At 61.8% G+C, this 26921-nt stretch carries 22 protein-coding genes; 14 read left to right on the top strand and 8 right to left on the bottom strand.

Features of this window, described 5'->3' with window-relative positions:
• Position 1: 1 nt before the first annotated feature.
• The 5 genes from AC07UR_RS27760 to AC07UR_RS27780 are packed head-to-tail and all read left to right on the top strand — an operon-like array spanning position 2 to position 7119.
• Positions 2 to 1669 (top strand): ATP-binding cassette domain-containing protein, encoded by a 1668-nt coding sequence (locus tag AC07UR_RS27760; protein ID WP_209790063.1) that lies wholly within the window; start codon positions 2 to 4, stop codon positions 1667 to 1669.
• Positions 1670 to 1719: 50 nt separating this feature from the next.
• Positions 1720 to 3279: a hydantoinase/oxoprolinase N-terminal domain-containing protein gene (locus tag AC07UR_RS27765; RefSeq protein ID WP_209790062.1), complete on the top strand. Its 1560-nt coding sequence runs from the start codon at positions 1720 to 1722 to the stop codon at positions 3277 to 3279.
• Entirely contained in the window at positions 3272 to 4402 is a 1131-nt protein-coding gene (locus tag AC07UR_RS27770; RefSeq protein WP_209790061.1) for an S-methyl thiohydantoin desulfurase family protein, read from the top strand. The genes AC07UR_RS27765 and AC07UR_RS27770 overlap by 8 nt, the downstream gene beginning before the upstream one ends.
• Positions 4399 to 5493, top strand: coding sequence for an S-methyl thiohydantoin desulfurase family protein (locus AC07UR_RS27775; protein WP_209790060.1), 1095 nt, complete (start codon positions 4399 to 4401; stop codon positions 5491 to 5493). Before AC07UR_RS27770 ends, AC07UR_RS27775 begins: the two co-directional genes overlap by 4 nt.
• Before the next feature lie 48 nt (positions 5494 to 5541).
• A complete protein-coding gene (locus AC07UR_RS27780; protein ID WP_173423114.1) occupies positions 5542 to 7119 on the top strand; it encodes an ABC transporter substrate-binding protein in 1578 nt (525 codons plus the stop codon).
• A 185-nt stretch (positions 7120 to 7304) separates the two neighbouring features.
• On the opposite strand, the gene AC07UR_RS27785 is transcribed toward AC07UR_RS27780, so the two are convergent.
• The 6 genes from AC07UR_RS27785 to AC07UR_RS27810 all read right to left on the bottom strand — a co-directional run bounded on the left by AC07UR_RS27785 (position 7305) and on the right by AC07UR_RS27810 (position 12379).
• Positions 7305 to 7541, bottom strand: a complete 237-nt coding sequence (locus AC07UR_RS27785) for a hypothetical protein (protein ID WP_025428511.1) — start codon at positions 7539 to 7541, stop codon at positions 7305 to 7307.
• A gap of 120 nt (positions 7542 to 7661) precedes the next feature.
• Entirely contained in the window at positions 7662 to 8387 is a 726-nt protein-coding gene (locus tag AC07UR_RS27790; protein WP_209790059.1) for a TfuA-like protein, read from the bottom strand.
• Positions 8384 to 9634 carry a YcaO-like family protein gene (locus tag AC07UR_RS27795; protein WP_209790058.1) on the bottom strand — a complete coding sequence of 417 codons (1251 nt, stop codon included), beginning with the start codon at positions 9632 to 9634 and terminating at the stop codon, positions 8384 to 8386. Before AC07UR_RS27795 ends, AC07UR_RS27790 begins: the two co-directional genes overlap by 4 nt.
• An 18-nt stretch (positions 9635 to 9652) precedes the next feature.
• Positions 9653 to 9883 (bottom strand): hypothetical protein, encoded by a 231-nt coding sequence (locus AC07UR_RS27800; protein WP_077502012.1) that lies wholly within the window; start codon positions 9881 to 9883, stop codon positions 9653 to 9655.
• A gap of 136 nt (positions 9884 to 10019) precedes the next feature.
• Complete coding sequence (locus AC07UR_RS27805) at positions 10020 to 11891, bottom strand: AfsR/SARP family transcriptional regulator (protein WP_209790057.1); 1872 nt, start codon at positions 11889 to 11891, stop codon at positions 10020 to 10022.
• Positions 11892 to 11920: 29 nt separating this feature from the next.
• Positions 11921 to 12379 carry a helix-turn-helix domain-containing protein gene (locus AC07UR_RS27810; protein ID WP_173423110.1) on the bottom strand — a complete coding sequence of 153 codons (459 nt, stop codon included), beginning with the start codon at positions 12377 to 12379 and terminating at the stop codon, positions 11921 to 11923.
• Positions 12380 to 12647: 268 nt separating this feature from the next.
• On the opposite strand from AC07UR_RS27810, the gene AC07UR_RS27815 reads away from it, so the two are divergent.
• From AC07UR_RS27815 to AC07UR_RS27845, 7 genes are all read left to right on the top strand, one after another.
• Complete coding sequence (locus AC07UR_RS27815) at positions 12648 to 15245, top strand: SH3 domain-containing protein (RefSeq protein ID WP_209790056.1); 2598 nt, start codon at positions 12648 to 12650, stop codon at positions 15243 to 15245.
• 118 nt (positions 15246 to 15363) lie between these two features.
• A complete protein-coding gene (locus tag AC07UR_RS27820; protein WP_412728349.1) occupies positions 15364 to 17514 on the top strand; it encodes a mechanosensitive ion channel family protein in 2151 nt (716 codons plus the stop codon).
• Positions 17515 to 17539: 25 nt separating this feature from the next.
• Positions 17540 to 18814 (top strand): MltF family protein, encoded by a 1275-nt coding sequence (locus AC07UR_RS27825; RefSeq protein WP_234941766.1) that lies wholly within the window; start codon positions 17540 to 17542, stop codon positions 18812 to 18814.
• The gene (locus AC07UR_RS27830) at positions 18804 to 18992 is read left to right on the top strand and encodes a lysozyme family protein (protein WP_234941765.1); all 189 of its coding nucleotides are present in this window, start codon (positions 18804 to 18806) and stop codon (positions 18990 to 18992) included. Before AC07UR_RS27825 ends, AC07UR_RS27830 begins: the two co-directional genes overlap by 11 nt.
• Before the next feature lie 335 nt (positions 18993 to 19327).
• On the top strand, positions 19328 to 19612 hold the full coding sequence (locus AC07UR_RS27835; RefSeq protein ID WP_234903103.1) for a hypothetical protein: 285 nt from the start codon (positions 19328 to 19330) through the stop codon (positions 19610 to 19612).
• Positions 19613 to 19686: 74 nt separating this feature from the next.
• The gene (locus AC07UR_RS27840; RefSeq protein WP_209790055.1) at positions 19687 to 20784 is read left to right on the top strand and encodes a glycosyltransferase family 4 protein; all 1098 of its coding nucleotides are present in this window, start codon (positions 19687 to 19689) and stop codon (positions 20782 to 20784) included.
• Positions 20781 to 21551 carry a polysaccharide deacetylase family protein gene (locus AC07UR_RS27845; RefSeq protein ID WP_209790054.1) on the top strand — a complete coding sequence of 257 codons (771 nt, stop codon included), beginning with the start codon at positions 20781 to 20783 and terminating at the stop codon, positions 21549 to 21551. Before AC07UR_RS27840 ends, AC07UR_RS27845 begins: the two co-directional genes overlap by 4 nt.
• On the opposite strand, the gene AC07UR_RS27850 is transcribed toward AC07UR_RS27845, so the two are convergent.
• Positions 21538 to 22368: an MBL fold metallo-hydrolase gene (locus AC07UR_RS27850; protein WP_209790053.1), complete on the bottom strand. Its 831-nt coding sequence runs from the start codon at positions 22366 to 22368 to the stop codon at positions 21538 to 21540. The genes AC07UR_RS27845 and AC07UR_RS27850 overlap by 14 nt on opposite strands.
• Before the next feature lie 328 nt (positions 22369 to 22696).
• On the opposite strand from AC07UR_RS27850, the gene AC07UR_RS27855 reads away from it, so the two are divergent.
• A complete protein-coding gene (locus tag AC07UR_RS27855) occupies positions 22697 to 23857 on the top strand; it encodes a DUF3095 domain-containing protein (protein WP_209790279.1) in 1161 nt (386 codons plus the stop codon).
• Here the strand turns inward: AC07UR_RS27855 and AC07UR_RS27860 are convergent.
• The gene (locus AC07UR_RS27860) at positions 23847 to 25184 is read right to left on the bottom strand and encodes a nucleotide sugar dehydrogenase (protein WP_209790052.1); all 1338 of its coding nucleotides are present in this window, start codon (positions 25182 to 25184) and stop codon (positions 23847 to 23849) included. The two genes, AC07UR_RS27855 and AC07UR_RS27860, sit on opposite strands and share 11 nt — an antisense overlap.
• A gap of 386 nt (positions 25185 to 25570) precedes the next feature.
• On the opposite strand from AC07UR_RS27860, the gene AC07UR_RS27865 reads away from it, so the two are divergent.
• The gene (locus AC07UR_RS27865; RefSeq protein WP_209790051.1) at positions 25571 to 26920 is read left to right on the top strand and encodes an adenylate/guanylate cyclase domain-containing protein; all 1350 of its coding nucleotides are present in this window, start codon (positions 25571 to 25573) and stop codon (positions 26918 to 26920) included.
• Position 26921 lies beyond the last annotated feature (1 nt).

Here is a 26921-nt window from a genome sequence, read left to right on the forward strand (position 1 = left end):
GATGAGCATTCCTCTCCTCAAGGTCGAAGACCTCAATATCGCCTTCACCACCTACGGCCGCCGCCAGCATATCCTGAAGGATGTCTCCTTCGAGATCGGCAGGGGCGAGCGTGTGGCGCTGATCGGCGAGACCGGCTCGGGCAAATCGGTCACCTCGAAGGCGATCCTCGGCACGCTTCCCGACAACGCCCGCATCGAGAGCGGCAGCATCGAATATAACGGCAGGCGGGTGCTCGATATGCCTGGCCGCGAGCGTGAGGCGCTGAAAGGCACGGCGTTCTCGATCATCATGCAGGACCCGTTGTCTTCGTTCAATCCGGTCTTCCGGATCGGCCGGCACCTCGACGACGTGATGTTCTATGCCGACCGGCGCGACGGTGTCAGAACTTCGGCGAAAGACCGAAAGCAGCGCATCTTCGATGTCCTGCGCCGCGTGCAGCTTCAGGATCCGGAGCGGATCTTCGATGCCTATCCATCGCAGCTTTCCGGCGGCATGCGACAGCGCGTGCTGATCGGCCTTGCGCTTCTGCACCAGCCGCAACTGCTGATCGCCGACGAACCCGGCACCGCGCTCGACGTGACCACCCAGGACGAGATCCTGAAGCTGATCAACCGGCTGGTCGACAGCGAGGGACTTTCCCTGCTGATGATCACGCACAATCTTGGCGTGGTCCGGCAGACGGCCGACCGCGTCTTCGTCATGCGTCACGGCGAGATTGTCGAGAGCGGCAATCTGCGCCAGATCTTCCAGACGCCGCGGCAGCCCTACACGATCGATCTGATCGATGCGATCCCGCCGCTTTACGGTCCGAAGGTGGTCAATCAGCCGATTTCCTCGAATGCCCCGATCATCACGCTTGAAGGGGCCGGCAAAGTCTATGTCGAAAAACCCTTCCTCGGCCGCATGAAGCGCCACGAGGCGGTCAAGCCGGTGACGCTGTCGGTGCCTGAAGGCGAGATCTTCGGCCTTGCGGGCGAGTCCGGCTCCGGCAAGACGACGATTGCGCGCATGGTGATGGGCCTGATTGCGCCGAGTTCCGGCACGATCCGCGTCGGCTCGCCCGCGCAGGCAAGTGCGTCTCAGCGGCTGACCCAGATCGTCTATCAGAATCCCGGCACCTCGCTGAACCCCAAACGCACGGCGGCGCAGACCCTGGCGGTTCCGCTCAGCCATGTTGGCCTGCACGGCAAGGCGGCGACATTGCGGATGGAAGAGCTGATGACGCTGGTCAACCTGCCGTCCGCCTATCTTTCCAAATATCCGCACGAGCTTTCGGGCGGGCAGAAGCAGCGCGTGGCGATTGCCCGGGCGCTTGCGGCCGAACCGAAGATCATCGTGCTCGACGAACCGACGTCGGCCCTCGACGTCTCCGTACAGAAGCAGGTCATCGCCTTGCTGCAGCGCCTCAGGGACGAGCTTGGGCTGACTTATTTCTTCATCTCCCACGACCTTTCGCTGATGCGAAATTTCTGCAGCCGCATCGCCATCATGCTGAAGGGCGAGATCATCGAGGAGGGGAGGACGGCGGATGTCTTTGCCGATCCCCGGCACCCCTACACCCGCGCGCTCATCTCGGCGATCCCGGTGATGAGCGACGAGGAGGAAGCATTGAAACCAACGGTAAGCGTCGAGGAGAGAGCGCGCTTCCTAGTGAGATCAACGGCCTAGAGGCCGAACGAGGAAACAGGGCCGAAGGCCCATCAACAAGGAGACTGTCCGTGTATCGATTGGGAATAGATGTCGGGGGTACGAACACCGACGCCGTGATCATGGAGGGGCGGCACGTTCTGTCGGGCGTCAAGGCGTCGACGACGGAAGACGTGACGACGGGCGTCATCGAGGCGCTGGAGGGGGCGATTGCCAAGGCCGGCATCGACCGGTCCAGGATCAGCACCGTGATGATCGGCACGACGCATTTCACCAATGCTGTGATCGAGCGCAAGCATATCAACCATGTCGCCGCCATTCGCCTCGGCCTTCCGGCGACCGCCTGCCTGCCACCGATGGTCGACTGGCCGAACGATCTCGCCGAAGCCGTCGGTCATCACACCTACCTGGTGCGCGGCGGCTACGAATTCGACGGCCGCGCCATTGCCCCGCTCGATGAAGAAGAGCTGATCCGGATCGCGGCCGATATCCGCCTCAAGAACGTCAAGGCGGCGGCAATCACCTGCGTCTTCAGCCCCATCAACGCCGAGATGGAACAGCGTGCCAAGGCTGTCATCGAGAAGCATTGCCCGGGCCTTCCGATCGTCGTCTCCGGCGATATCGGTCGCATCGGCCTGCTGGAGCGCGAAAGTGCTGCCATCATGAACGCCAGCCTGTTGTCGCTGGCCGCCAAGACGGTCGACGCCTTCGCCAAGGCGCTGAAGGATGCCGGACTGTCCTGCCCGTTCTTCATCACCCAGAACGACGGCACGCTGATGGCCGCTGCGACAGTCAGAAGCTTCCCTGTTCTGACCTTCGCGTCGGGCCCGACCAATTCGATGCGTGGTGCTGCCTTCCTCACCGGCCGCAAGGAAGCGATCGTCGTCGATATCGGTGGTACCACCTCCGACGTCGGCGCCCTGCATCACGGCTTTCCCCGCCAGGCGGCGACCATCGTCGACGTCGGCGGCGTGCGCACCAATTTCCGCATGCCCGATGTGTTTTCGATCGGTCTCGGCGGCGGCTCGCTTGTGCGCGAACTCGCCAATGGTGACGTGACTGTCGGTCCGCAGTCCGTCGGCTATCGCATCGCCAGGGATGCCTTGGTCTTCGGTGGCCAGACGCTGACGACGACGGACATCGCTGTCGCACTCGGCAAGGCCGATGTCGGCCATGCGTCCAAGGTCGCGCATCTCGATCGGGCGCTCGCCGAAAAGGCCCATGCTCGGATCGTGCAGATGCTTGAAAACTCGGTCGAACGCAGCCGCGTTTCGGCCGACCCGATCCCGGTCATCGCCGTCGGCGGCGGCTCGATCCTGATGCCAGACAGGCTTGGGGATCTGGACGTCATCCGCCCGGAGAATTTTGCCGTCGCCAACGCCGTCGGCGCCGCCATCGCCCAGATCAGCGGCGAAGTTGATCGCGTCTTTGCGCTCGAGAAGGGTTTGACGCGCGAAATCTGCCTGAAGCAGGCGGAGCAGGAAGCAACGGAACGCGCGCTTTCGGCCGGCGCGATTGCCGAAACCATCCAGGTCATCGAGCGGGAAGACGTGCCGCTTGCCTATCTGCCGGGCAATGCCACCCGCATCCACGTCAAGGTCGTCGGCGAAATGGGAGGCTTCCATGGCTGAGCGTGCATTGAAGGCTCTGAACTACGATCCGTCCGATCTCTGGGTGCTCGACGAAGAGGATCTGGAGGCGCTGGAAATCGGCGCCGGCATTCTCGGCACCGGCGGCGGCGGCAACCCCTATATCGGCAAGCTGCGGGCGCGGCTGGCGATGCGCAGCGGCTACAACCTGTCGATCCTGCCGCTCGACCGGCTGGCCGACGATGCGCGCTGCATCTCGCTCGGTGGCATCGGCGCGCCGGTCGTCGCCTATGAGCGGCTGAAGGAGGGACGCGAAGGGCTGCGGTGCGTTCGCGCGCTTGAAGAGCATCTCGGGATCGCGATCGACGCCATCGTCTGCGAGGAAATCGGTGGCGCCAATTCGATGGAGCCGCTGATCGCGGCCGCCTTTGCCGGGCTTCCGGTCGTCGATTGCGATGGCATGGGGCGTGCTTTCCCGGAAATGCAGATGACCACCTTCTCGATCTACGGTCATCGCTCGACCCCGAGCGTCATGTGCGACCTGCACGGCAACGTCGTCTTGTTCCAGCATGCGGCATCCGAACTCTGGCACGAACGCATGGCGCGCGCCTGCGTGGTCTCGCAAGGCGGGGCCTCGACGCTTGCCTCGGCGCCGATGACGGGTGCGTTTCTCAAGAAGTACTCGATCCCGCATTCCTACACCCAGGCGGTCTCGCTCGGGCGGGCGGTGCTGAAAGCGCGGCGCGATCATGCCGATCCGGTCGCGGCCATCTGCGCCCAGGAAAACGGGCGCCAGGTCTTTTCCGGCAAGATCGTCGATCTCGAACGTCACCTGCGTGGCGGCTTCGTCATCGGTGAAGCCAAGCTTGCCGGCATCGATGCCTTCAACGGCGACAGCGCCTCGGTGATGATCCAGAACGAAAACCTCGTCTTCAGCCGCAATGGCGAAGTCGAAGTGTCGGTCCCGGACCTGATCATCGTGCTCGATGTCGACAGCGGCAACGCGATCACCACCGAAATGCTGCGCTACGGCCAGCGCGTCGCGATCGTGGCGTTGCCCTGCCACTCCCTGCTGCGCTCCGCCGCGGCGCTGGAGGTTGTCGGCCCGAAAGCCTTCGGCTTCGACGATTTGACCTTCCGGCCGATCGAGGGGATGCAGCCATGACCGAGCAGCTGATTACGGCTGCCGACATGGAGGCGATCGCCATCGGCGGTGCCTATCTCGGCACCGGCGGCGGCGGGGATCCCTATATCGGCAAGCTGATGGCGCGAACGGCGATCGAGGCGAACGGCCCTGTTCGGGTGGTCCAGCCGGAAACCGTCGCCGATGACGCGCTCTGTGTTCCCGTCTTCATGATGGGCGCACCGACCGTGATGGTGGAGAAGCTGCCGCGTGGCGACGAAGCGCTGGAGGCGCTGGGCCAGCTCGAACGGTTCCTCGGACGCAAGGCCGATGCGCTGATCTGCGTGGAGGCCGGCGGATTGAACTCGACCATCCCCTTTGCCGTGGCCGCCGCAACGGGCCTGCCGCTGATCGACGGAGACGGCATGGGTCGGGCCTTTCCCGAGCTGCAGATGGTGAGCTTCACCATGCATGACATCAGCGCAACGCCACTGGTTCATGCCGACGACAAGGGCAACAGCGCGATCATCAATGCAGTCTCGAACCTGTGGACCGAACGGCTCGCCCGCGTCCAGGCGATCCAGATGGGTGGCGCCAGCCTTGTTGCCGCCTATCCGATGACCGGGGCCCAGATGAAGGCTGGAATCCTGCGCGGCACGCTCAGTCTCATCAAGGGCATCGGCGAGACGATTGCCGCCGAGCGCAGGGCGAAGCGTCATCCCGGCATCGCGCTTCGCGAGCAGTTCGACGGCCGACACCTGTTTACCGGCCGCGTCGTCGATGTCGACCGGGTGACGACAGGCGGTTTCGCGCGGGGCAGGGCCGTGCTCAAGGGCATCGACGGTTTTTCCGGCCGCACTTTCGAAGTCGCCTTCCAGAACGAGTTCCTGGTCGCGCGCGGCGATGGCGGACAGGTCATCGCCTCGACGCCGGATCTCATCTGCGCACTCGACGCCGATGGCGGGCTGCCGGTCACGACGGAGCAGTTGCGTTACGGCCTGACGGTCGAATTCACCGGGCTTCCCTGTGATCGCCAGTGGCGGACGGCCAAGGGGCTCGAACTCGCAGGCCCCGGCTACTTTGGTTACGACCATGCCTACGAGCCGGTCGAGGCGCTCAACCCGGCCGCCTGAGGGCGGCCGGACCGAAACAACGACAATCAACAAAAAGGGAACTCAGACATGAAGAGAACACTCATCACAGGGCTGCTTCTGGGGTTGGTGCAGACGACGGCACTCACCGCCCCGGCCGCGGCTCAGGAGAAGGTGTCGATCGTCGTCAACGCGACGCAGGAGTTCGGCACCATCGATCCCGGCAAGATCAACGACTACACCGAGTATATGGCTGCCGTGAACCTCTATTCAGGTCTGACGACGGTCAACCCCGATGGCTCTGTGGTGCCGGAACTCGCCGAAAGCTGGAGCGTCTCCGATGACGACAAGACCTACACCTTCAAGCTGAAGGACGGCGCAAAATTCCAGGATGGCACGCCAGTCAAGGCTTCAGATGTCGTCTACACGGTCAAGCGCCTGCTCGCGATCAACGAAGGTCCGTCCTACCTTTTCACCGATATCGTCGATCCCGCCAAGTTGAAGGCCGTCGATGATCGGACCGTGGAGATCGGTCTGAAGAAGGTCTATGCGCCGTTCATCAGCAACACGCCGCTGATCCTTGTTCTCAATGAAAAACTGATCCGGGAGAACAGCAAGGAGGAGTGGGGGACGGACTACCTGACAGATCATCCGGCGGGTGCTGGACCTTACATGCTGTCATCCTGGCAACGTGCCTCGCAGATGGTCGTCAATCGTTTCGAGGGCTATCACGGCGGCTGGAGCAAGGGGACGCCGATCGACGAAATCCGTTTTGTCATCACCCATGACGAAGCGACGGTGAAGGCGCTTGCGGCAAAGGGCGAACTCGGCATGTCGGCGCGCGCCCAGGCAAACGAGACCTTCGAGGCAATCGAGAAGATGCCGGGCTACAAGATCCTGCGCGGCACGACGGCGACCGGCTTCTACATCAAGATGAACACCCAGGTCCCGCCGACCGACGATATCCACGTCCGGCGCGCGATTGCGCTTGCGACCGACTACGAAACGGTGCGCAATGTCATCCATCCCGGCGAACCTATGAACGGGCCATTGGCGTCCGTGTTCAAGGATGCCTATCTCAACGATTTGTCCGCCCCGGAATACAACCTGGAAAAGGCGAAGGAAGAGCTTGCCAAGTCGAAATATGCCGGCAAGGGGCCAATCAAGCTCAGCCATACCTATGTCACGGGCCTGGCCTTCGAAGAGGACATCGCGCTGTTGATGCAGGCCAATCTCGAGCAGATCGGTATCGAGCTCGACATCAAGCCGGAGCCCTGGAACCGCATCACCGAACTGGCCGCCAAGGTGGAGACGACGCCGGCGACCACCCAGGTCTTCTATGGCCCGACCTATCCGTCGCCTGACAGCGTCTTCTATGTGCAGTATCACTCCAAGGCGAAAGGCACCTGGGCCTCGATGGAATGGTTGCAGGATCCGGAAGTCGACGCCTTGATCGACAAGTCGCGCGAGACGCTCGATCCGGCCGCGCAGAACGATCTCTATAAGCAGATACAGCGCAAGGTCACCGATGCGCAGGCCGACGTGTTCCTGACGGTGGAGTCGCAGCGCTACGCCGCAAGCAAATGCCTCCAGGGCTATGCCTATATCCCGATGCAGAGCTGGGACCTGAACTTCTCGCGTTTCTGGTGGGATTGCCAGGCTGACTAAAGCATGTCACGCAAAAGTGTGCCGCGGTTTTGCGATAACGACATGCGCAAAAACAAGAACTTAAAGCGCGTCAAGCGAATCTGAAAGATCGCGAAGCGCTTTAAAATGGAAAGCCCTGCTTTGCGGGAGCGCGAAGCAGGGCTTTTTTCTATGCCACCAGCGAAATTGACGTCGACCCCGACTGCTCAGCAGTTTCCGAGGCTGGCGCGGCTCATGAGTTCGTTGGTCAGCAGTGCGGTCTTGTCGCCGCATTCCTCGACTTCCTTGAGCAGCGCTGCGAGCGCGAGCTCGAGGCAATATTGAACGCCTTCGACATTCAGAGTGCGCGACGAATCGCGCGCGTAGGTGACAAGGCGGGCCAGCGCCAGCAGCTCCTTCTCCTTGTCTTCAGGTTCAAAGGACATGGCGATCGAAGATTGCATGATTTTCCCCGGTTCCCTGCGGATCAGCCCGATCCGCTTCAACATGGCAAATCATAGCGTGACTTTTCATTGATGCGCGTGACACGAGCGTGACACACGTTGCATGGGAAAACCGCGTGCTTAAGATGAAGCGACAAGTTGATTGAGCAAGCGCTTCCAAAGACTTGTGGAATTGAATGTCCACCCTTCCGGCGCTGTCGACCTTAGGGCGGGGGCAGAGCGCAGGATGTCGATCAGTTGCAGCGCGTCGAGGCGCTTCTGATTTATCGTTCCGGTCGACAGGCACGCTTCGATGCGTTTCAGATCCGTGCCGGTTGGAAGGTCGGCACGCGCCACGATCGCGCGCCAGCTGCGGTGCTTGTAGAAGATCTCGGCGGCCGCCAACCGAAGTTGCGCGGCAGGCGCAGGATCGATCTTTTGCCGTGCGCACAAATCCTCAAGCGTCGCCACGACGTTCACCAAGGGCAGGGTCAATGGCATGTAGCCCAGCTCCGCCGGCCCATGCAGCAGGGCAACATCGGCATCATCTTCGAGTTCGCCTGCGGCGTATTGTTGGTAGATCTTGCCAACGCCGACCATGCCGAAGGCCGCACATTCGGCGGCACGAAGTGCGCCCATGCTGGCTGCGCCGTAAACGCGTACCCCTTGAGAAAGCGCAAACAGGATCTCCTTGTGCCAGACCGGCGCGACCTGTTCGAAATGGCCGTCGACGAGTCCGATGACCGTTGCGCCGTCCTGCGTGGCGCGCAGGATGTCGCCTTGCACGGCTGGCGGGCGCAGCACGATGTCCGTGCCGATCAGTGCCTGCGCTTCGGGCAAGGTGGGGCCGCAAAAGAGGATCTTCATGCGATCTCCAGGGCGCGCGACAGTGCCCGCGCGCCGAAACGGCGCTTGCGTGCTCCATCCGGATTTTCGAGTTCCGGCACAAAGACCTTGATCACGGAAAACGGCAACGGTTCGGCGAGCAGCGGAACGGCCACGGCGGTGCCGATGCCGGCGCGCTTCAAGGCATCGAGCACATATTCGATCAGCGAGTTTGCTGTGCTGCCGGCAACCGCGGCGACCGGGTTTTCTGCGCGCGGTAATGCCTCAAACAGTTGCTGGGTCTCGCGCGGCAGCCTGCGGGTGAAAGTCTCCGGAAAGACATCGTCACGTGCGCCGCTGATATAGGTGAGGCGGGACTGCGCGGCCTCGGTGACGGCCCGGATGGCGGCGCGTCGCGGATCGGGATGGGCGCCATGCCCGATGGTCACGTCATGGTAGCGCGGTTCTTTCGCCTCGAGGATGCCGGTATCCGCGATGACCGCCGTCAGACACGGGATGCCAATGTCGCTGGTCATATCGAAGAGGCGGAACGTGAGACCGGCCGCGGCAATCCGTCCTGTCATGTCATTGAGAATGGGGTCTTTGAACGAGCCGGCGTCGATGCACGTGCGCAGACGCGCCGTTAAAGGCAGCAGCCGCCACAACGTTTCGGCATCGCGCTCGATCCGTTCCAGCAGGCCGTGCAGGATTGCTTCGTCTTCGGTGTTGCCGGAGGCAAGTCCGTCCGACGACTGCCAGTAGCGGCACCGCTCGAGCGTGCGGTCGAGCAGTGCGGCATGAAACGGCACGAAAGTCGTCTGTTGACCGATGAGATCGAAACCGCGCAACCATGTCGCCGGTTCATCATCACCGAGATCGCTCTCGCCTGCCGCGACAAGGCCGGGCAGGTTGAGCGCCCTTTCTCCGCTTTCCAGAAGGGACTGTCGCGTTGCGTTTAGCACTTGCGCCGACGGGTTGCAGGCGACCGCACGCTCCAGAGCTTCCATCGCCGCCGATACCTTGGCGTCGATATCAGTGATGCCTTTCCCCTGATTGATGACGATCGATTTTGCGTTGGGAGAGACCGCGTTCCAGACGGGGATGCCGATGCGGTCGAGCCCGGTCAGGCGTGCCAGTCTGCTGATGCCGAAAGCGGGCAACAGCAAAGCGATGCGCGCGAAGGTTTCTTCGGGCGCACAGACGCGGTCGGAGTATCTGTCAGCATTGTCGGAATTTGCTGAGATCGGGCGATTTTCGTTCGCCCGATCCGTATTGATGGCTATCGTCATGCGCGGGCGCGCCGAGGCTTAGCCGTCCATGAACCCGCCGGAGACGGAGCCGGCCGAATTGGCCCTGACGGCGAAGTTCACGCCCTTGACCACAGTGGCGCCGGCATTTCTGTGCTCGTTTGCCGAAGCCAAGGCGCCGGTGAGCGGATCTACGATGCGTGTGACAGTTCCCGCCGCGAGATCGGCAAGCCACAGGCCATCGTCACCCTCAACGCCAAATACAACTACCTGTGTCGTTTGTGCCGTCATCGAATTTCCCCTTATCCCTCATGTGATTGCGCGAGAGCACCGTGCGTAAGGACGCACGGAGAACGCCCCGTGCGCTTTGATTCTAGAGCATTTTATCCGCCTCGAGTGAAGCCACTTGAACGCGGAATGCTCCAGTTTAGAAGCCAGCCTTGCGCAGGCCTTCGCCGTAATGGGTTTTCTGCCATTCCTCCCGGAACGGGACGATCGCCATCCATTTTTCCAGGTTGAAGTCCGGATGAACTTCAAACGTCTTGCGCACGTACTGGCCTGCCTTTTTGCGATTGCCGAGCATGCCCCAGCTCGCTGCAGCGAGCCGATCGGCGGGCGTGGGATCGCGCATTCGCTCGATATAGGCGAGAGCCTGATCGTATTGACCAAGCGAATAGCAGGCGCCGGCGGCGGTCCAGAAATACTCGTCCGGAGCGATCGGATTGAGATTGATCGCCGCTTCGATCTTTTGCAGGCCACCATCCGGCCGCGAGGCCTGCACGAGCGTATCGGCGTAGCTGGCAATCACGTTGGCGTGCTGCGGGCTGAGCGCTTCGGCTCGCTCATGAAACTCGATGCTCTCGTCGAATTGTCGGCTGTAAAGTTTGACGACGCCCAGTTCGCGGTAACCGGCCGCAAGGGTATCGTCGATGGCGATCGCCTCTCGGGCGTGCTGTTCGGCAAGAGCCAGGAGTTCGCTGTCGCCGCGGGCTGTCAAAAGCCACTCGACGAAATAACTGCGCGCAAGCCCGCTCATGGCTGGAGCCAGGTCGGCATTCTGGTTGAGCGCCTCGCGGAAACTCTTCCGGGCGCGCCGCACCTCCGGCAGGTTGAGCTGCTTGAGGTAGCGCTGGCCAAGCAGGTAACTGCGATAGGAGCCACCATTGCCTTCGTAGGTCTTGCGCATCGTCTCGTTGCGCTCGACCTGGCTGGCGATGGCGAATGCGATCTGTCGCGCGATCTCCTGTCGCGACTTCATCAACCCGCGGTCATCGAGCGTGAAGCGGTCGGCCCAGATCACTTCATCGTTCGCAAAGAAGATGAGCTGCGTAAACAACGTCTGGCGGCTGCCCTCATTGGTCAGGCGGGTATCGAGGATGTAGCTGATGGCGTGTTGTTCGTAAGTGCTGGCCTTGTCTGCCTGCAGGCTGATCTGGGCGGCAGTGTAGGGTGCGATCACCGAGACCGAGCGAAGTGCGCAAAGGCCGATGGTGACGTCCTCGATCAAGGAATGAGCAAACAATGTTGCCGTCGCGTCGGCGTTGCCGGCGCCTGGCGGCAGCAGCACTACGCGCGGCGGGCGCATCTCGCCCATGGCCTCCAGCAGCGGTTCAATGGCGGTGGCTGGCAATGGCGCCGCTTTGGCAGGCACGGGTAGCGAGCCACCTCTTGGCAGCAGGCGCGCATCGAATTGCCGCCCCTCCAATGCCAGGGCAGTATCGAGGATCTTGCGAACCTCGTCGTCTTCGGGGTTTCTCTCCAGAAGCTTGACGGCAGTCGATCTGACGAGCCTTCGATCCGGACCGGTCGCATTGTCGGCCGCGTTGATCAGGCTCTCGCGCAGGAGAGCGGCATGATCGGAGCGTTGCTGGGCGATCCAGTCGCGCAGCGCCTGGCCCTGCGATTTCAGATCCTTGAGGAAGTCGTCGCGGAATTTTTCTGCGGCCCACCGGAAACGCGATAACGCATCCTGATCGTCGTTTCCGACGATGTCGTCGAGGTCGCTCGCAATCGCTTCCGGCTCCATCCGGACGGTCGATGGCGAAAAACTGAGGAACGTGTGGCCGAGTTCCTCCTGCCGCGAGGTGACGCGGGATATCGTCTTGCGCAGATTGACAAGGGCCTGGCTCGGAACGACTTCGTTCCACAAGAGCTTGGCGACGTCGTTGCGCGATTGCTCGCGATGGCCGCCGGCGATCGCCTGAGCGAGAATGAGCAGACCCTTTTCGGGGAAGGCGACGTCGCACTCGTCTTCATCGACGAGACGTAACCGTCCGAGGGTCTGCAAACGAAATTTCATCTGGCTATCTCATCGGCAACCGGTTGGGCCTATCCGTGGAGGTCAGGGGCGTGCGTCGCACTGCCATGGGCAGCGACAGCTTCTGCCTCGGGCGTCTGTGCGACGGCCGCGACCAGCGAGATGATCTTCTTGCGCAGCACCGGGTCGGTGATCTTCAGGAAGGCCCGGTTGAGCGCAATGCCCTCTTTCGACGACACGAAGGACGAGATCTCGTTGGGTTCGCGCACATCGCCAAGGCCCGCGCGCGGGGTTGCGCCCTCTTCGCCTTCCTGGAAGAAGAAGCTTGGGTGAACGCCGAGAACGTCGGCGATGGCCTGTAGCCGGCTGGCACCGATGCGATTCGTGCCTTTTTCGTATTTCTGGACCTGCTGGAAGGTGATTCCGAGTCCGTCCGCCAGTTTTTCCTGGCTCAACCCGGCCATCAACCGACGCATCCTGACGCGGGAACCGACAAAGACATCAATCTGGCTGGGTGCTTTTGTGTTCACGTGTGTTTCCTCCGCATGTGGGCGTCACCAAATCATACATATGAGTTTGCTCGAATAAATGACTCGATGCAATCACTAGGCGCCAATACACGGATAATTGCTCGGGAAGGCGCCGCTGCGCGCCGAGGCAAGCCCGAAATTACGGCCGTTGTTACTGTTACGTACTTGCGCCGGATCTGGCCGGAGCGATGGTGTTGAAGAATGTGGGCCCGACCCGCGCATAAACCCGCGGGCTATAAGACAGTTTCGACCACGTCGGAGATGCGAGATGCGCGGAATAAGCTTCACCCTGACCCTGCTCGCCATTGCTACCGCTCCAGCGTGGGCAGGCCCCGCCACGACGACGGCGTCGGTCAACTTTCGCGCCGGTCCGGGCACGGGCTTCGACAGCATGGGAGCGATAGACGAGGGCGCGCAGGTCGACGTCAAGGAATGTGATGATGCCGGCACCTGGTGCGCCGTCAGCTTCGAGGGAAAGGATGGCTTCGTCAGCGGCAAATACCTGAGCGATGCAGATCCGAAAGGCCTCGGATGGCCACGCGCCTACAAGACCGACAAGGGGGCGACGATCACGCTTTACCAACCGCAGGTGAACGCCTGGAAGGATTTTACCGATCTCGACGCCCTGATTGCTGCCGAGTACAAGCAGTCCGACGATGCCAAGCCGATCTTCGGTGTCATCGGGGTGACGGGCAAGACCGTGACGGATAGCGGCTCCAACGAGGTGATCGTCTCCGACATCAAGGTCGACGAAATCAATTTCTCGGTGCTCGATCGGCAGGAGCTTGCCGACCTGGCACTGGACGTCGGCAAGTTGATGCCTGTTGGCACCATAACGCTATCGGAGGACAAGCTGACGGCGAGCCTTGCCGACTATGAACGGCTCGGCAACGTCGAGGGACTGAAAGCCGATCCGCCGCCGATCTATGTCAGCAAGGAGCCGGCGCTGCTTGTCCAGACGGACGGCAAGGCCGTGTTCGCGCCGGTCAAGGGTGTTGAGGGCCTTTCCTTCGCCGTCAACACCAATTGGGATCTGTTCAAGCTCGACGCGGACAGCACATACTACCTTCGCAACGAAAAGGCATGGCTTCAGTCGAAGGACCTGTCGAATGGCTGGCAGCCGGCAACCGCGCTGCCCGATCTCTTCGCCAAGTTGCCCGACGGCGACGACTGGAAGGATGCGAAGGCGGCGATCCCTCTGGTTGCCGGGAAGGGCACGGCGCCGAAGGTCGTCTATTCCGACAAGCCGTCGGAGTTGCTCGTCTTCAACGGTGAACCGAAGCTCGAACCGGTGCCGGAAACCGCGCTGAAGGTTGCAACGAACACCGAAAGCGACGTCTTCTATCTAGATGCGGATTCGAACTGGTACGTGCTGGTCTCGGGCCGCTGGTTCGCAGCCGCGTCGCTTGAGGGGCCCTGGACCTTCGCTACGCCCGACCTACCGCAGGATTTCCTGAATATTCCCGAGGACGCTTCCTATTATACCGTCCGCTCATCGGTTCCCGGCACCTCGGAGAATGCCGAAGCCAGGCTGAAGGCAAGCATCCCCGAGAAAGCGCGCGTCTCTCTGGACGGCTCCGTCACGGTTGATGTCGCCTATAGCGGCGACCCGAAATTCGAGAAGATCGACGGAACGTCGCTCACCTACGCCGTCAACACCAACGAGACGGTGATCAAGGTTGCCGATAAGTATTTCGTGCTGAAGGATGGTGTCTGGTTTGTCGGCGATACCCCGACCGGGCCGTTCACCGTGGCGAAGGCCGTTCCGGACGAAGTCTACACGATCCCGCCGTCGTCGCCGGTCTACAATGCCACCTATGTGCGAATCTATGAAACCGAGCCGGACGCGGTCTGGTTCGGCTACACCATGGGCTATCTGGGGGCGTATCTCGCGTGGGACACATTTGTCTACGGCACCGGCTGGTACTATGACGACTACTGGGACTATGGCTGGGCCGGGGGCGGCTATTGGCCCTATTATCCGCGGCCCATCACCTATGGCGTAGGTGCCTTCTATAATCCGGCTGTCGGAACCTTTGGGCGCTACGGCTACGCCTACGGCCCCTATCGCGGCATCGTGGCAGGTGCCGCCTACAACCCGCGGACTGGCACCTACATTCGCGGTGCGGCAGCCTACGGTCCTGCGGGTGAGCGCGGTTTCGTCGCGGCCTACAATCCCCGGACGGGCAACGCGGCGATCGCACGCGGCGGCAGCAACGTTTACGGCAACTGGGGGACGGCCGCGGTCAAGCGTGGGTCGGATTTCGCCCGCATCAGCGGCGGTTCGACCGCTGGAGGAGCCGCTGGCGCCCGTTGGCGCACGTCCGACGGCAATCATGGTTTCGTCGCTGGGGGCAAGGGCGGTGACGTCTATGCCGGGCGCGACGGCAATGTCTACCGCCGCGACAATGGTCAATGGCAGAAGCACACGCCGGACGGCTGGCAGCCGGTTCAAAAGCCATCGATTCAGGGCGCGAAGAAGTCCGGGCAGCAGTTTGCGACCCAGCACCCGGACGCGGCGCAAAACCTGAACAAGCGGATCGACAATCGCCGCACCACTGGCGGCGGAACTGCGGCCCGCAATCGAGCGCCCGACCATCTGGCGATCGACCGCGCCGGGCGCCAGGTCGGCAATCAGCGCTCATTCGAGTACCAGTCATTCAACCAGCGTCCATTGAATGCCCCAACCGGTGGCGGTTTCGGAGGGGGCGGGTTCGATCGCCCGGGCGGATTTGGCGGTGGCGGCGGATTTGGCGGCGGTGGTGGCGGCGGATTTGGTGGAGGCGGGTTCTCCGGCGGTGGTGGTTTTCACGGAGGCGGCGGCGGATTTCATGGCGGTGGCGGCGGAGGTTTCCGTCGTCGTTGATCCGAAAAGGCGCACCGGAAGCGGAAGTTGGCATAAACGTCGGGGATTGTGTTAGCGTTTGTGCGGATGAGGGCAGGAATCGATCGGCACTCCGCCGATCGCTGGGGGAATGTTCAGGATGATCGGTATCAGGTGGTCGCATGGCGTTCGGGGGCTGACGCCCCGTATGCTCGCTTTTTTGACGATATTCCTTGGGCTCCTGTCCGTAGGCCATGCCCAGACGCAAGGCGCTGCACCCGCCGCCGAACCGGCAAAAGTGCAGCAACTGATCGAATTGCTCGATGATCCCGAAGTGCGCCAGTGGCTGGCCACCAAACGGCCAGCGACATCAGCCGCTGCGACGCCTGAGGCGGCGGCGTCAGCCGAAGCCGATGCGGCACCGGCGAGCGGGTTTGCGGCGCGCTGGACTGCCGAGCTCCGTCGCCACATGACCGGCATTAGGAACGCGTTTCCGCGCATCGCTCCCGAATTCCACGCGGCGCGCGCGCGCCTGGCGGGGGAAATGGAAAACCACGGCTCGTCGCCGATCATCAAAGGTTTCTTCTTCATCCTGGTGATTGGTTACGGCGCCGAATATCTGCTGCGCTTTCTGTTGAGACGGACATTGAGTTCTGCCCAATTGACTGGGCCCGCGCGTACGATGCTCGTCAAGGTGCTGCCGCTGCTGGTGTTCGCGATTGCCACGACGACCGTGCTCGCGGTGGCCGACTGGCCCTTGCGGCTCGAGAAGACCATCGCGCCGCTCCTTGTTGCCTGGATCGGGGCCCGCCTGTTGATCACCATTGCATCCGCCGTACTGTCCGGCGGACCGGTCGATGTGACGGATCCGTCCGGCCGAACCGGCTATTTTTCGCTGACGGCTGAGGATGCACGGTTCTGGTATCGCTCGTCAGCGGCGATAATTTGTATTGCTGCCGGCATATGGGGCATCGGCGACGCCATGACCGCCCTTTCGGTCTCCCCGGACGTTCGCGATTTTATTGCTGCCATTCTCGGTCTTGTCGTGCTTGCGCTTGCGATCCTTACCGTGCTGCGGCGACCTGCGGGCGCCACCACGGGCTCGCGCCGTGTGGTCGGCAATATCATGATGGTCGCATTTCTCGTGCTGTTGTGGCTGCTGTGGGTGGCGGACATGCGGGTTCTGTTCTGGATCGGCCTCTACGTCATCGGCCTGCCGCCGCTTCTGCGTTTCACCAGCGCCTTTGCCAAGACGATGCTGGACACGTCTGCCGACGACGACATACGCGTGATGCGCAACGTGTTGATCGAACGCGGCGCCAGACTTGTGATCATTGCCCTGGCGGCGGGTTGGCTTGCGCTTGTCTTCCGCGTCAACGCATCGATGATGATCCAGGACGACGCCTTCAACCGGATTTTCCGTGGTGTCCTTGCCGGTATCGTCATACTGCTGGCGGCTGATCTGATCTGGCAGCTGACGAAGAGCCTGATCAGCCTGCGTGTCAAGCATGCGGCCTGCGAAACTATGGATCCGGCACAACGTGCCCGCAACACCCGTCTGCTGACGCTGATGCCCATCCTGCGCAACTTCCTCGCCGCCTTCATCCTGGTGGTGGCGGTGTTGATGGTCCTTTCGGGTCTTGGCGTGCAGATTGGTCCGCTCATCGCTGGCGCTGGCGTTTTTGGCGTCGCCATCGGCTTTGGTTCTCAGACCCTGGTCAAGGATGTGATCAGCGGCATCTTCTACATGACGGATGACGCCTTCCGTATCGGGGAGTACATTCAGAGCGGCAGCTACAAGGGCACTGTCGAATCCTTCAGCATCCGCTCGGTGAGACTCAGGCATCACCGCGGACCGGTCTTCACCGTGCCATTCGGCTCCCTTGGAGCCGTTCAGAACATGAGCCGCGACTGGGTCATCGACAAGTTCCTGATCAACGTGTCCTACGACGCCAACATCGCCAAGGTGAAGAAGGTGGTGAAGGGCATCGGTGCCGCACTTCTCGAGGATCCCGAGTTGGGTCCGATGATCATAGAGACCGTGAAGATGAAGGGTGTGGAGGCCTTCGGCGACTATGGCATCAGTTTGAGCTTTGCAATGACGACGAAGCCCGGGCACCAGACGCAAGTCCGTCGCCGGGCGCAGGCGATGATCAAGGAAGCGTTCGACGAGAACGGCATCTCCTTTGCCTCGCCGACAGTACAAGTGGCTGGCGACGAACAGCACGGAGCCGCGGCTGCGGCAACGCGCGATGCGATCGCCAAGAAGAATGCCGCGGTAGCACTCGGCGAGGGCGCGCCGCCGGAATAGGGTTTCTCGGGCTGGGGAGGCCAAGATGAGACGGCTGGCATTGCTTGTTCTGCTCTTCGCGATGGCGGGGATCGGACATTCATGGGCACAATCGAACGAAAGTACATTCCAGGCGATCACCGCCCCACATCTGGGCGATCTCGATGTCATGGAGAAGCGACGCCTCATTCGCATTCTCGTTCCGTTCAGCAAGACCATCTACTTCATCGATCGCGGCCGGCAGTTCGGCACGGCCGTGGAGTTCGGGACGGCACTGGAGAAGGAGCTCAATGCGGCCCGGAAGAAGGAGATCGAGAAGATTCGCATCGCCTTCGTGCCGGTACCGCGAGCGCATCTCCTGACGGCGCTGGAAGACGGGCACGGCGATATCGTGATGGGCAATCTGACGGTAACCGAGGCACGGCTCGCCAAGGTCGATTTCACCGACCCCTTGTTCAACGAGGCCAAGGAAGTGCTGGTAACGGGGCCATCGGCGCCGGCGATTGCCAGCCTGGACGAACTCAGTGGGCAGGAGGTCCGCGTCCGGAAGTCAAGCAGCTACTACGAACATCTGGCTGCCTTGAGTGAAGCCTTCGTCAAAGCCGGCCGAGCGCCTATATCGATCAAGGACATGGATGAAAACCTCGAGGACGAAGACGTGCTCGAGATGGTCAACGCCGGCCTGCTGCCGTGGACGGTTGTCGATAAGTACAAGGCCGACATCTGGGCGACGGTCTTTGAGGATATCAAGGCGCGGGAAGACATCCTGCTGTCGGACCACGGACAGATCGCCTGGGCGATCCGCAAGGACAGCCCCAGGCTGAAAGCGACGCTCGATGCCTTCGTCAAGACGCACCGCGTCGGCACGACATTCGGCAACATCCTGAGGAACACCTACTACAAGAGCGACAAGATGCTGAAGCGCGCCTATGCGCCGGCAGACGTGGAGCGCTTCCAGAAGCTGGTAGAGATCTTCCGCAAGCATGGCGGCACATACTCCTTCGACTATCTCATGCTGATGGCGCAAGGTTATCAGGAGTCGCAGCTCGATCAGTCCAGGCGAAGCCCGCGCGGCGCCGTTGGCGTCATGCAACTGCTGCCATCGACCGCGGCCGACAAGTCCGTCGGTATCAAGGGGATCGACAAGGATCAGGATCGCAACGTCGAGGCAGGATCGAAATATCTAAGACATCTTGTCGATGTCTATATCAACGACCCGCAGATCACGCCGCACAACCAGCTCCTGTTCGCATTTGCGGCCTATAACGCCGGACCGGGACCTGCGCAAGTTCCGGGCGAAGGCAAAAGAGATGGGGCTTGATCCTGACCTGTGGTTCGGCAACGTCGAGAATGCTGCCGCCGAGATCGTCGGGCGCGAGACGGTCCAATATGTCAGCAATATCTACAAGTACTATGTCGCCTACGAACTCTTGGCAGAACACGCCAAGGAAACGTCTGCGGCCAAATCGCCGGCTGCGGCCGACGCCAGCGCACAGTAGTTCGCAGTCGGTCCGTTGGAGCGCTTCAGCGTTGTCGCTGACGGCCGCAATCTGAAGGTGAGGGCGGTCGCGCCGCGGCAGAAGTCTTGAGCAATAATGCTTCAACCGCGACCGGCGGCAAGCATCATATGGTCCGTCTGGAATGTCCGGCGATCGTTGCGCATCCCGTTTGCGGTGCGCCAACACCGACCGCCAAAGCGCGTCGCGGTCCTTGAGATTCGTTGACAGCGCTTTAGTCTATTGTTTTTACGCATGTCGTGGTGGCAAAACGCTGCAATTCTTCGCGTGCCATGCTTTCGGACTTCGTTTCGTTCCGGCCTAAGGAGGTATTGGTGATGGTTGTATTTGGACGGGCGTCCCCTTCCGGCAAGTCATTGGTCTTGCTCGCTGCGCTGTGCCTTGCCCTTGCCGGCTGTACGACGCCAGATCTGGAGCCGATACCGGGCAGCATCACCTATGGTGGGCAGCCGCGCACCAAGTTGACGAAAGCACCGGTCGGCAGCATCGTGCCGCACACTTTCATGAGCGGAAGCAGCTTCGTCAAAGAGAGCTACATCATCCAGCCCGACCGATCGCTCAAGCTCGTTCGAAGGGACTACTTCGACATCCCGGTCAATTGATCCGGGCAAAGGCTGCACTTGCACGCCCCGGCGCCGTTGACACCATACCAGGAAGACGAGATAGCTCAGCCTGCATGAAAATCGCCTTCTACGCACCGCTGAAATCGCCCAGCCACCCTGTTCCGTCCGGCGACCGGCTGATGGCGCGCATGTTGATCGATGCGCTGGGACGAGCCGGGCACGAAGTGTCGATCGCAAGCGAACTTCGCAGCTTCATGGCCGATGGTTCCGACACGCAGTTTGCGCTGACGATGGCAGCGGCAGCGGGCGAAACAGAACGTCTTCGCAAGCTTTGGCTGGCAGGAACGCCGCCCGATGCCTGGTTTTGCTACCACCCCTATTACAAGGCGCCTGACCTAATCGGGCCGGGGCTTGCAGCCGAGTTTTCCATCCCCTACCTGACTGCCGAAGCCTCCTACTCGTTGCGCCGAAACGAAGGCATCCGCGCAGTCGCGCAACGCCATGTGCTTGCCGCCATCGAGCAGGCTGCGGTCAATATCTGCCTGACGCAGCGGGACCGTGATGGCCTACTCGAGGCAGCGCCCGCGTGTCGGCATGCGATGCTGGCCCCCTTTATCGATACGACGCGGTTCCAATCGGTATCGCCTGGTGCCGTCGACGACTGCCGTCTCGTCACCGTGGCGATGATGCGTAGCGGCGACAAAATGCACAGCTATCAGATGCTTGCCCGTTCCCTTTCCATGGTTGCCGATCGCCCTTGGACCATGACCATTGTCGGCGATGGGCCATGCCGGCTGGATGTCCACGATGCTTTTGCCGCATTGCCGGCGGGTCGGCTGGCATGGCTCGGCGAGAAAGACGCGAGCGAGATCCCGGGCATCCTCGGCGAAAGTGCGCTTTATCTCTGGCCCGGCTGCGGCGAAGCCTATGGATTGGCCTACCTCGAGGCGCAGGCGGCGGGGCTCCCGGTTATCGCGCAAAGGACGGCTGGAGTGCCGGAGGTGGTCAGGGACGGCGTGACCGGATTGCTGACGCCGGAGGGCGACATCAATTCCTATGCAGCCGCGATCCGCCACATGATTGATCAGCCGGAGACCCGTCGACAGTTCGGCGAAAACGCCCGCCGCTTCGTCCACGACGAGCGGTCCTTTTGCGCTGCGGCAAGACGGTTGGACGAGATTTTCGGCAAATTCCTGGAGAAGACTTTGTGACCGTTGACGCGGACTGGAACTTACTCGTCGATGAACTCGATCGCGTTCATGCGCGGGAACGCCAGATCGACTTCTGGTTGAGGGACGACGACGCCGTTGAGCCGACCGCGCCACTCGATCGACTTCTGTCGCTTGCGGCAAGCCATGCCGTACCCTTGACACTTGCCGTGCCGCCTGCGCCGGCGACAGAAGCGCTGGCGCGGCATCTCTCCGGCCGTGGAGATATCGGTGTGGCGGCGCATGGCTGGGCGCACTGGAACCATGCGCCGAGAGAGGAGAAGAAGCAGGAACTCGGTGCGCATCGCCCCCCGGCGGTGATCCTCGATGAACTGCGACGCGGCGCCGAGCGCCTGCGGATGCTTTTTCCCGAACACTTCGTCCCGATGCTCGTGCCGCCATGGAACCGGATCGATGCGGCTCTATCGCCACGGTTGCCCGAGATCGGGTTTTCCGTGCTTTCGGTTTTCGGCCCGGAGAAGCCATCGCCGTTCCCGCTCGTCAATACCCACGTCGACGTCATGGATTGGCGCGGCACGCGCGGATGCAGGGACCACACGTTGATCATTGCCGATATCATCGAGCGCATACGGCAGGTCTGCGGCGACGTGGAGGGCAGGGAGGATCAGTCGGGCGGCACGCTCGGGCTTTTGACCCATCACCTCGTGCACGATGCAGCCGTATGGGATTTTCTTGAAAAACTCTTCGCCGCCACATCAGGCCATCCCGCGTGCCGTTGGCGCCGGACAAGAGATCTTACAGATCGATAGTCTGGCCGTCGCGGGCGGCAAATGCTCCGGCGAAGAGGGACTGCACGTCGACTTCCATCGCGTCCAGTTGCGCATCCGTTCGCGCGGGGTCGTGATGGAACATCGCCAGGCGCTTGACGCCGGCGGCCATGGCAAGGCGAGCGCCGTGGTCCCCGGTCGAATGCCCAAAGCCACGATAGTACGTCATCTCGCTTTCGAGATAGGTGCAGTCGTAGATCATCATATCGGCGCCGGCGATCAACTCCAGCACCGCAGGATCGAGGATGCCGGGTTCGTGCTCCGTGTCGTAGACGAGTGCAACGGCGCGGCCGTTCCATTCGACGCGATAGCCGACACATCCGCCGGGATGGGTGAGGCTCGTCGTGCGGATCGTCACGCCGTCGCGCGGCGTCAGAACGTCACCCGGCTTGAAGTCTATGCCTTCGAGGCTCGCCTGACAGATGTCCGGATCGACCGGGAACCACGGGGGCCGCATGAAGTCGCGGATCATTTCCTTTGTGGTCATCAGGCCGTGTAGATGCCCTGACCAGAACCGCACCGACGACTGGCATTTGTAGATCGGCTTGAAATAGGGCAGGCCGATGATGTGATCGTAATGGCTGTGGGTGAAGAACAGGTCGTAGTTGTCGACGCCTTCGGCGATCAGCGAAGCACCGGCTTCCCGCAATCCGGATCCGGCATCAAAGAGCAAGACTTCCTTGCCGCACCGGACTTCGATGCAGGATGTATTTCCCCCATAGCGCAGGAACTGCTCGCCGGAGACCGGCAAACTCCCTCTTACGCCCCAGAACCGCACTCGAAAGTTGTCTTCTTGCATTCCTGTTTCGGCTTTACGCTGCCCGCGCAGACCTGGTTGCCTGCGCTTGCCCAATAGACAAGCACATATGACCACCCCCCTGCAATGCCATGGGTTATTGTTTAGACATTAACCTTATCGATGCTCACACATGCGCCGCTGTGCCCGAGGTAACAGCGGCACTGTGGAGCGCTGCGATAAGTGGCAGACTTGGCCGGTCTGGCGATACCTCGGTCCGTTCACCGCCTGCGTTGCCGCGCCGTAGCGGACAAGCCGCATGAAACTTTTTCTTGCGGTCTCGCGTGGAACATCTATCGACATAGCCGACGGTCAGCAGGTCGGAGCACCCATGGCACAGGCAGGTGAAACGGGATTTTACGATAGCGTGCCGCTCTTCGATGTCTTCGATGGCGTGGCAGACGAGGCGAATTATCGGCCCTTGCCTGATGACTGGGTGCTGGCCCTTGCCGACATCGTCAATTCCACCGGGGCGATCGCCGAAGGTCGATACAAATCCGTGAACATGGCTGGCGCGAGCGTTATCTCGGCGCTGATGAACGCGTTCGACGTGAAGTCGATGCCGTTCGTTTTTGGCGGCGACGGCGCATTGGCGGTCCTGCCGGCATCGATGTCCGGGCGCGCGAAGGATACGCTTTCTGCCGTCAAGACCTGGGTGCTCGAAGAACTCGGTCTGGAACTGCGTGCCGCAGTGGTTCCGGTCAGCGATGTCAGGGCCGCAGGCCTCGACATGCGCGTCGCGCGCTTCAAGGCGAGCGAGGACGTTTCCTATGCGATGTTTGCCGGTGGCGGAGCAAGCTGGGCGGAAGCGGCCATGAAGGCGGGTCGATACCAGGTGGAGGCCGCGCCACCTGGCACACGGCCGGATCTCACGGGGCTTTCCTGCCGTTGGAACCCGATCCAATCGCGTCACGGTTCGATCGCGTCCATCATCGCGGTGCCTGGAGACAAAGGCAGTGGACCCGAGTTTCAGGCGTTGATCGCCGATATTGTCGCCCTCGCCGACGCAGAGGAACGACACGCGCATCCCGTACCCGAACTTGGACCTGAACCGCGGTTCTCCATCCAGGGCATCGAAGCCGAATCGCGCGCGCGGTCACCGCGAGGAGGGCGGCTTCTGTCGCGCGTTTGGATCACGCTGCAAACATTGGCGCTGTTCGTCTGCCTTCGCATGGGCTGGAATCTGGGCACGTTCGATACCAATCGCTATCGACGGGATCTCGCCAACAACACCGACTTTCGCAAGTTCGACGACGGTCTCAAGATGACCATTGATATCAGTGCCGCGCGCCTCGCCCTGATCGAGGCTCGATTGCGCCGGGCCGCAGCGGACGGTGTCAGCCGCTACGGTCTGCATCAGCAGCATTCCGCGCTGATGACCTGCATCGTGCCGACGCCGATGAGCCGGGACCATATGCATTTCGTCGACGGAGCCTCTGGCGGCTATGCCGTTGCCGCTGCCAAGTTGAAGGCGGCCTTGGCTAGGCCTTGACGATGTGCGTGCCGATTAGCCCCTGGCGGTGAAACACGTTGCGGGTATCGACGATGAGCGGCGAGGCAGCGGCAAGCGCGGCGTAGTCGACCTGGTCGTGGTCGGTCGCCACCAGCACAGCATCGAACTGGCGTATCGATTGTTCGTCGAGTGCCACGGATCGCCTGCCCTTCAGGGCGCTGTATTCGCGCGTCGACGGAATCTCAGCGACATAGGGATCGTGGTATTCGCAATGACCGCCGCGTTCCTCGATCAGTTCGATCAATTTCAATGACGGGCTTTCGCGAATGTCCGGCACGTTCTTCTTATAGGCGAGGCCGATGACGAGGACTGTCGATCGGCTGAGGGCCTTGCCCTGGTGGCGATCGAGCGCCTCGGCGAGCCGGCTGACCACGTGCCGCGGCATGGCCGAATTGATCTCGCCGGCCAGTTCTATGAACCGGGTGGGCAACTCGTATTCGCGCGACTTCCAGGTGAGGTAGAACGGATCGATCGGGATGCAGTGGCCGCCGAGACCGGGGCCTGGATAGAAGGGCATGTAGCCGAACGGCTTGGTCTTGGCCGCTTCGATCACTTCCCACACATCGATGCCCATGGCCTCGTAGACGATCTTCAATTCGTTGACGAGGGCGATGTTGACCGAGCGGAAGATGTTCTCCGTCAACTTGACCGCTTCGGCGGTGGCATTGGACGATACCGGAACGACCGTCTTGACGACGGCACCATAGAACGCCTCCATCAGGCTTGCCGCGAGCGGCCCGTCGCCGGCCACGACCTTCGGGATGCTTGTGGTCTCGTAGACCGGATTGCCCGGGTCTTCGCGTTCGGGCGAAAAGCCGACAAAGAAGTCGAGGCCGGATTTCAGGCCTGTTTCTTCGAGAATGGTGCGCACGACGCCATCGGTCGTTCCCGGATACGTCGTCGACTCGAGCACGATGAGTTGACCGGCCCTCAACGTCGCAGCGATCGCGCGCGCCGTCTTTTCGACGAAGGAAAGGTCGGGGTCGCGGTGTTTCGTCAGCGGCGTCGGCACGCAGATGACAATGACGTCGCAGCCGCCAAGCCTTTCGAAATCCGTTGTCGAGCGAAACCGTCCGGCCGTCGCTTGCTCGGCAAGTACCGTGTCCGGGACGGCAGCAATATAGGATTTGTGCGCATCAAGTGTCGTGATCTTTGCCGGGTCGATGTCGAATCCGGTGACGGAAAAGCCCGCGCGCGCCGCTGCGATCGCCAGCGGCAAGCCGACATAACCAAGTCCGATGACGCCGACATGGGCGGCGCGGGCCGAAATCGACGCCAGCAGCCTTTCGTTGTGGGGGGAGGTCAAAGTTTGGTTCCAGCTCTCGTGAATGGGAAGCGCCAAGTTGGCGACATGCCGTGGTTTGTTGGATAGAAACAGGCCGCAAGTCAAGCGCGGCACCTCGTCCCGGCTGTGACCGCGCCTGGTGAGCCAGCTATCAAATCTTCGTGTGGGCGGGTGAACGAATAAAACTTGTCACACCTCTGGAAATTGCAGAGGGCCATCAATATCTGCAGCATATAACCGCCGCATTCCGGGTGCCTGCACGTCATCGACGCTGGAATCGGCTGGAGCATTTTCTTAACGGGCACGTATCATCATCACCCGCCGCGAGCGAACGCCGACACATCGTCGGGCCGTTCGACCATCGCAAAGGGATGGTGCTGGACTGTCTGTCACGGTGAGGACGCGAAATGGGCGCGGTAAACGACAACGTATCCGAAATTCTGATCGACAAGGTCGCGGACTGGCTCATGCGGACGTCGCTCAGCGACGAGTCGCTGGAGACGATCGTCAAGGGCTTTTGCGAGCGGCTGGCTGCGGCCGGCCTGCCCTTGATGCGCGTTCACCTGTCATTTTCGATGCTGCATCCGCTTTACGACGCGCTCGGTTTCACCTGGGTGCGGGGCAAGGGCGTCGAGGTCAGCGGCCTTCGACATGAGGAGCTTGCGCTCAACCCCGAGCGGTTCCTGCGCAGCCCCTACTATTACCTGCTCAACAACAATCTCGAGCATGTGCGGCGGCGCCTCTACAAGGATACGCCGTCCGAGTTCCCGATCTTCGACGAACTGAAGGAGCAGGGGGCGACCGACTATATCGCCTTCATGCAGTCGCTCGGTGCTGATTCCGGCCACGGGATGGTCGGCTCCTGGACGACGGACCAGCATGGCGGCTTCACCGATGATGTGATCGGAGCGTTGCTGCGGCTGCAGAACCATCTGGCGGTTGCGGCCAAGATGGCCGTTCTCGGCAAGCTCGCCGACAACATGTTGACAACCTATCTCGGGTCGAGTGCCGGCCGTCGGGTGATGAGCGGGCAGGTCAGGCGCGGCGACGGCGAGACGGTGCGAGCCATCCTTGTGATGGCCGACATGCGCCGCTCGACCATGCTTGCGGAAAAGGAGGGGCGCCAGTCCTATATCGAAACGCTGAACGGCTACTTCGATGCGATTGCCGCACCGTTCAACCGCAATGGTGGCCACATTCTGAGCTTTGTCGGCGACGGCTTCCTTGCGGTGTATCCCTGTGGCCGGCACAAGGAGCCGTCCGAGTTTGCGGCCCGCGAAGCGTTCGGCGCGGTGCGCGCCGCAACGGCCCGTATGGAACTGCTCAACTCCGAGCGGCGCAAGCAGGGGCGCGATCCGATCGGTTACGGCGTCGGCCTGCATGTCGGCAATGTGATGTTCGGCAATGTCGGTCTTCGCGACCGGTTGACGTTTTCGGCCTTCGGGTCGGCGGTCAACGAGGTGCAGCGGCTGCAGAACCTCACGAAGAAATACGCCCATAGCATCGTCGCCAGTGAGGCTTTCGTCAATTATTGCGGCGGCGACTGGACGGCGCTGGGCCAAGAAAAACTGCGGGGCGTGCGCCAGAAGTTCACCATTCTCTACCCGAACGAGGCAGCACTTTTGCCGAAGACGGACGAGCGCCTCGACGATGTTTTGCAGGATGGACTTTCGGAGGCCGAACATGTCATGCTGCTTCATCGCAACACCCGTCCGTTGCAGCCGCCGCGCGGCCTCATCGACAAGATGCTTCAGTAAG

The organism is Ensifer sp. GW821-FHT05G01 (assembly GCF_059419585.1).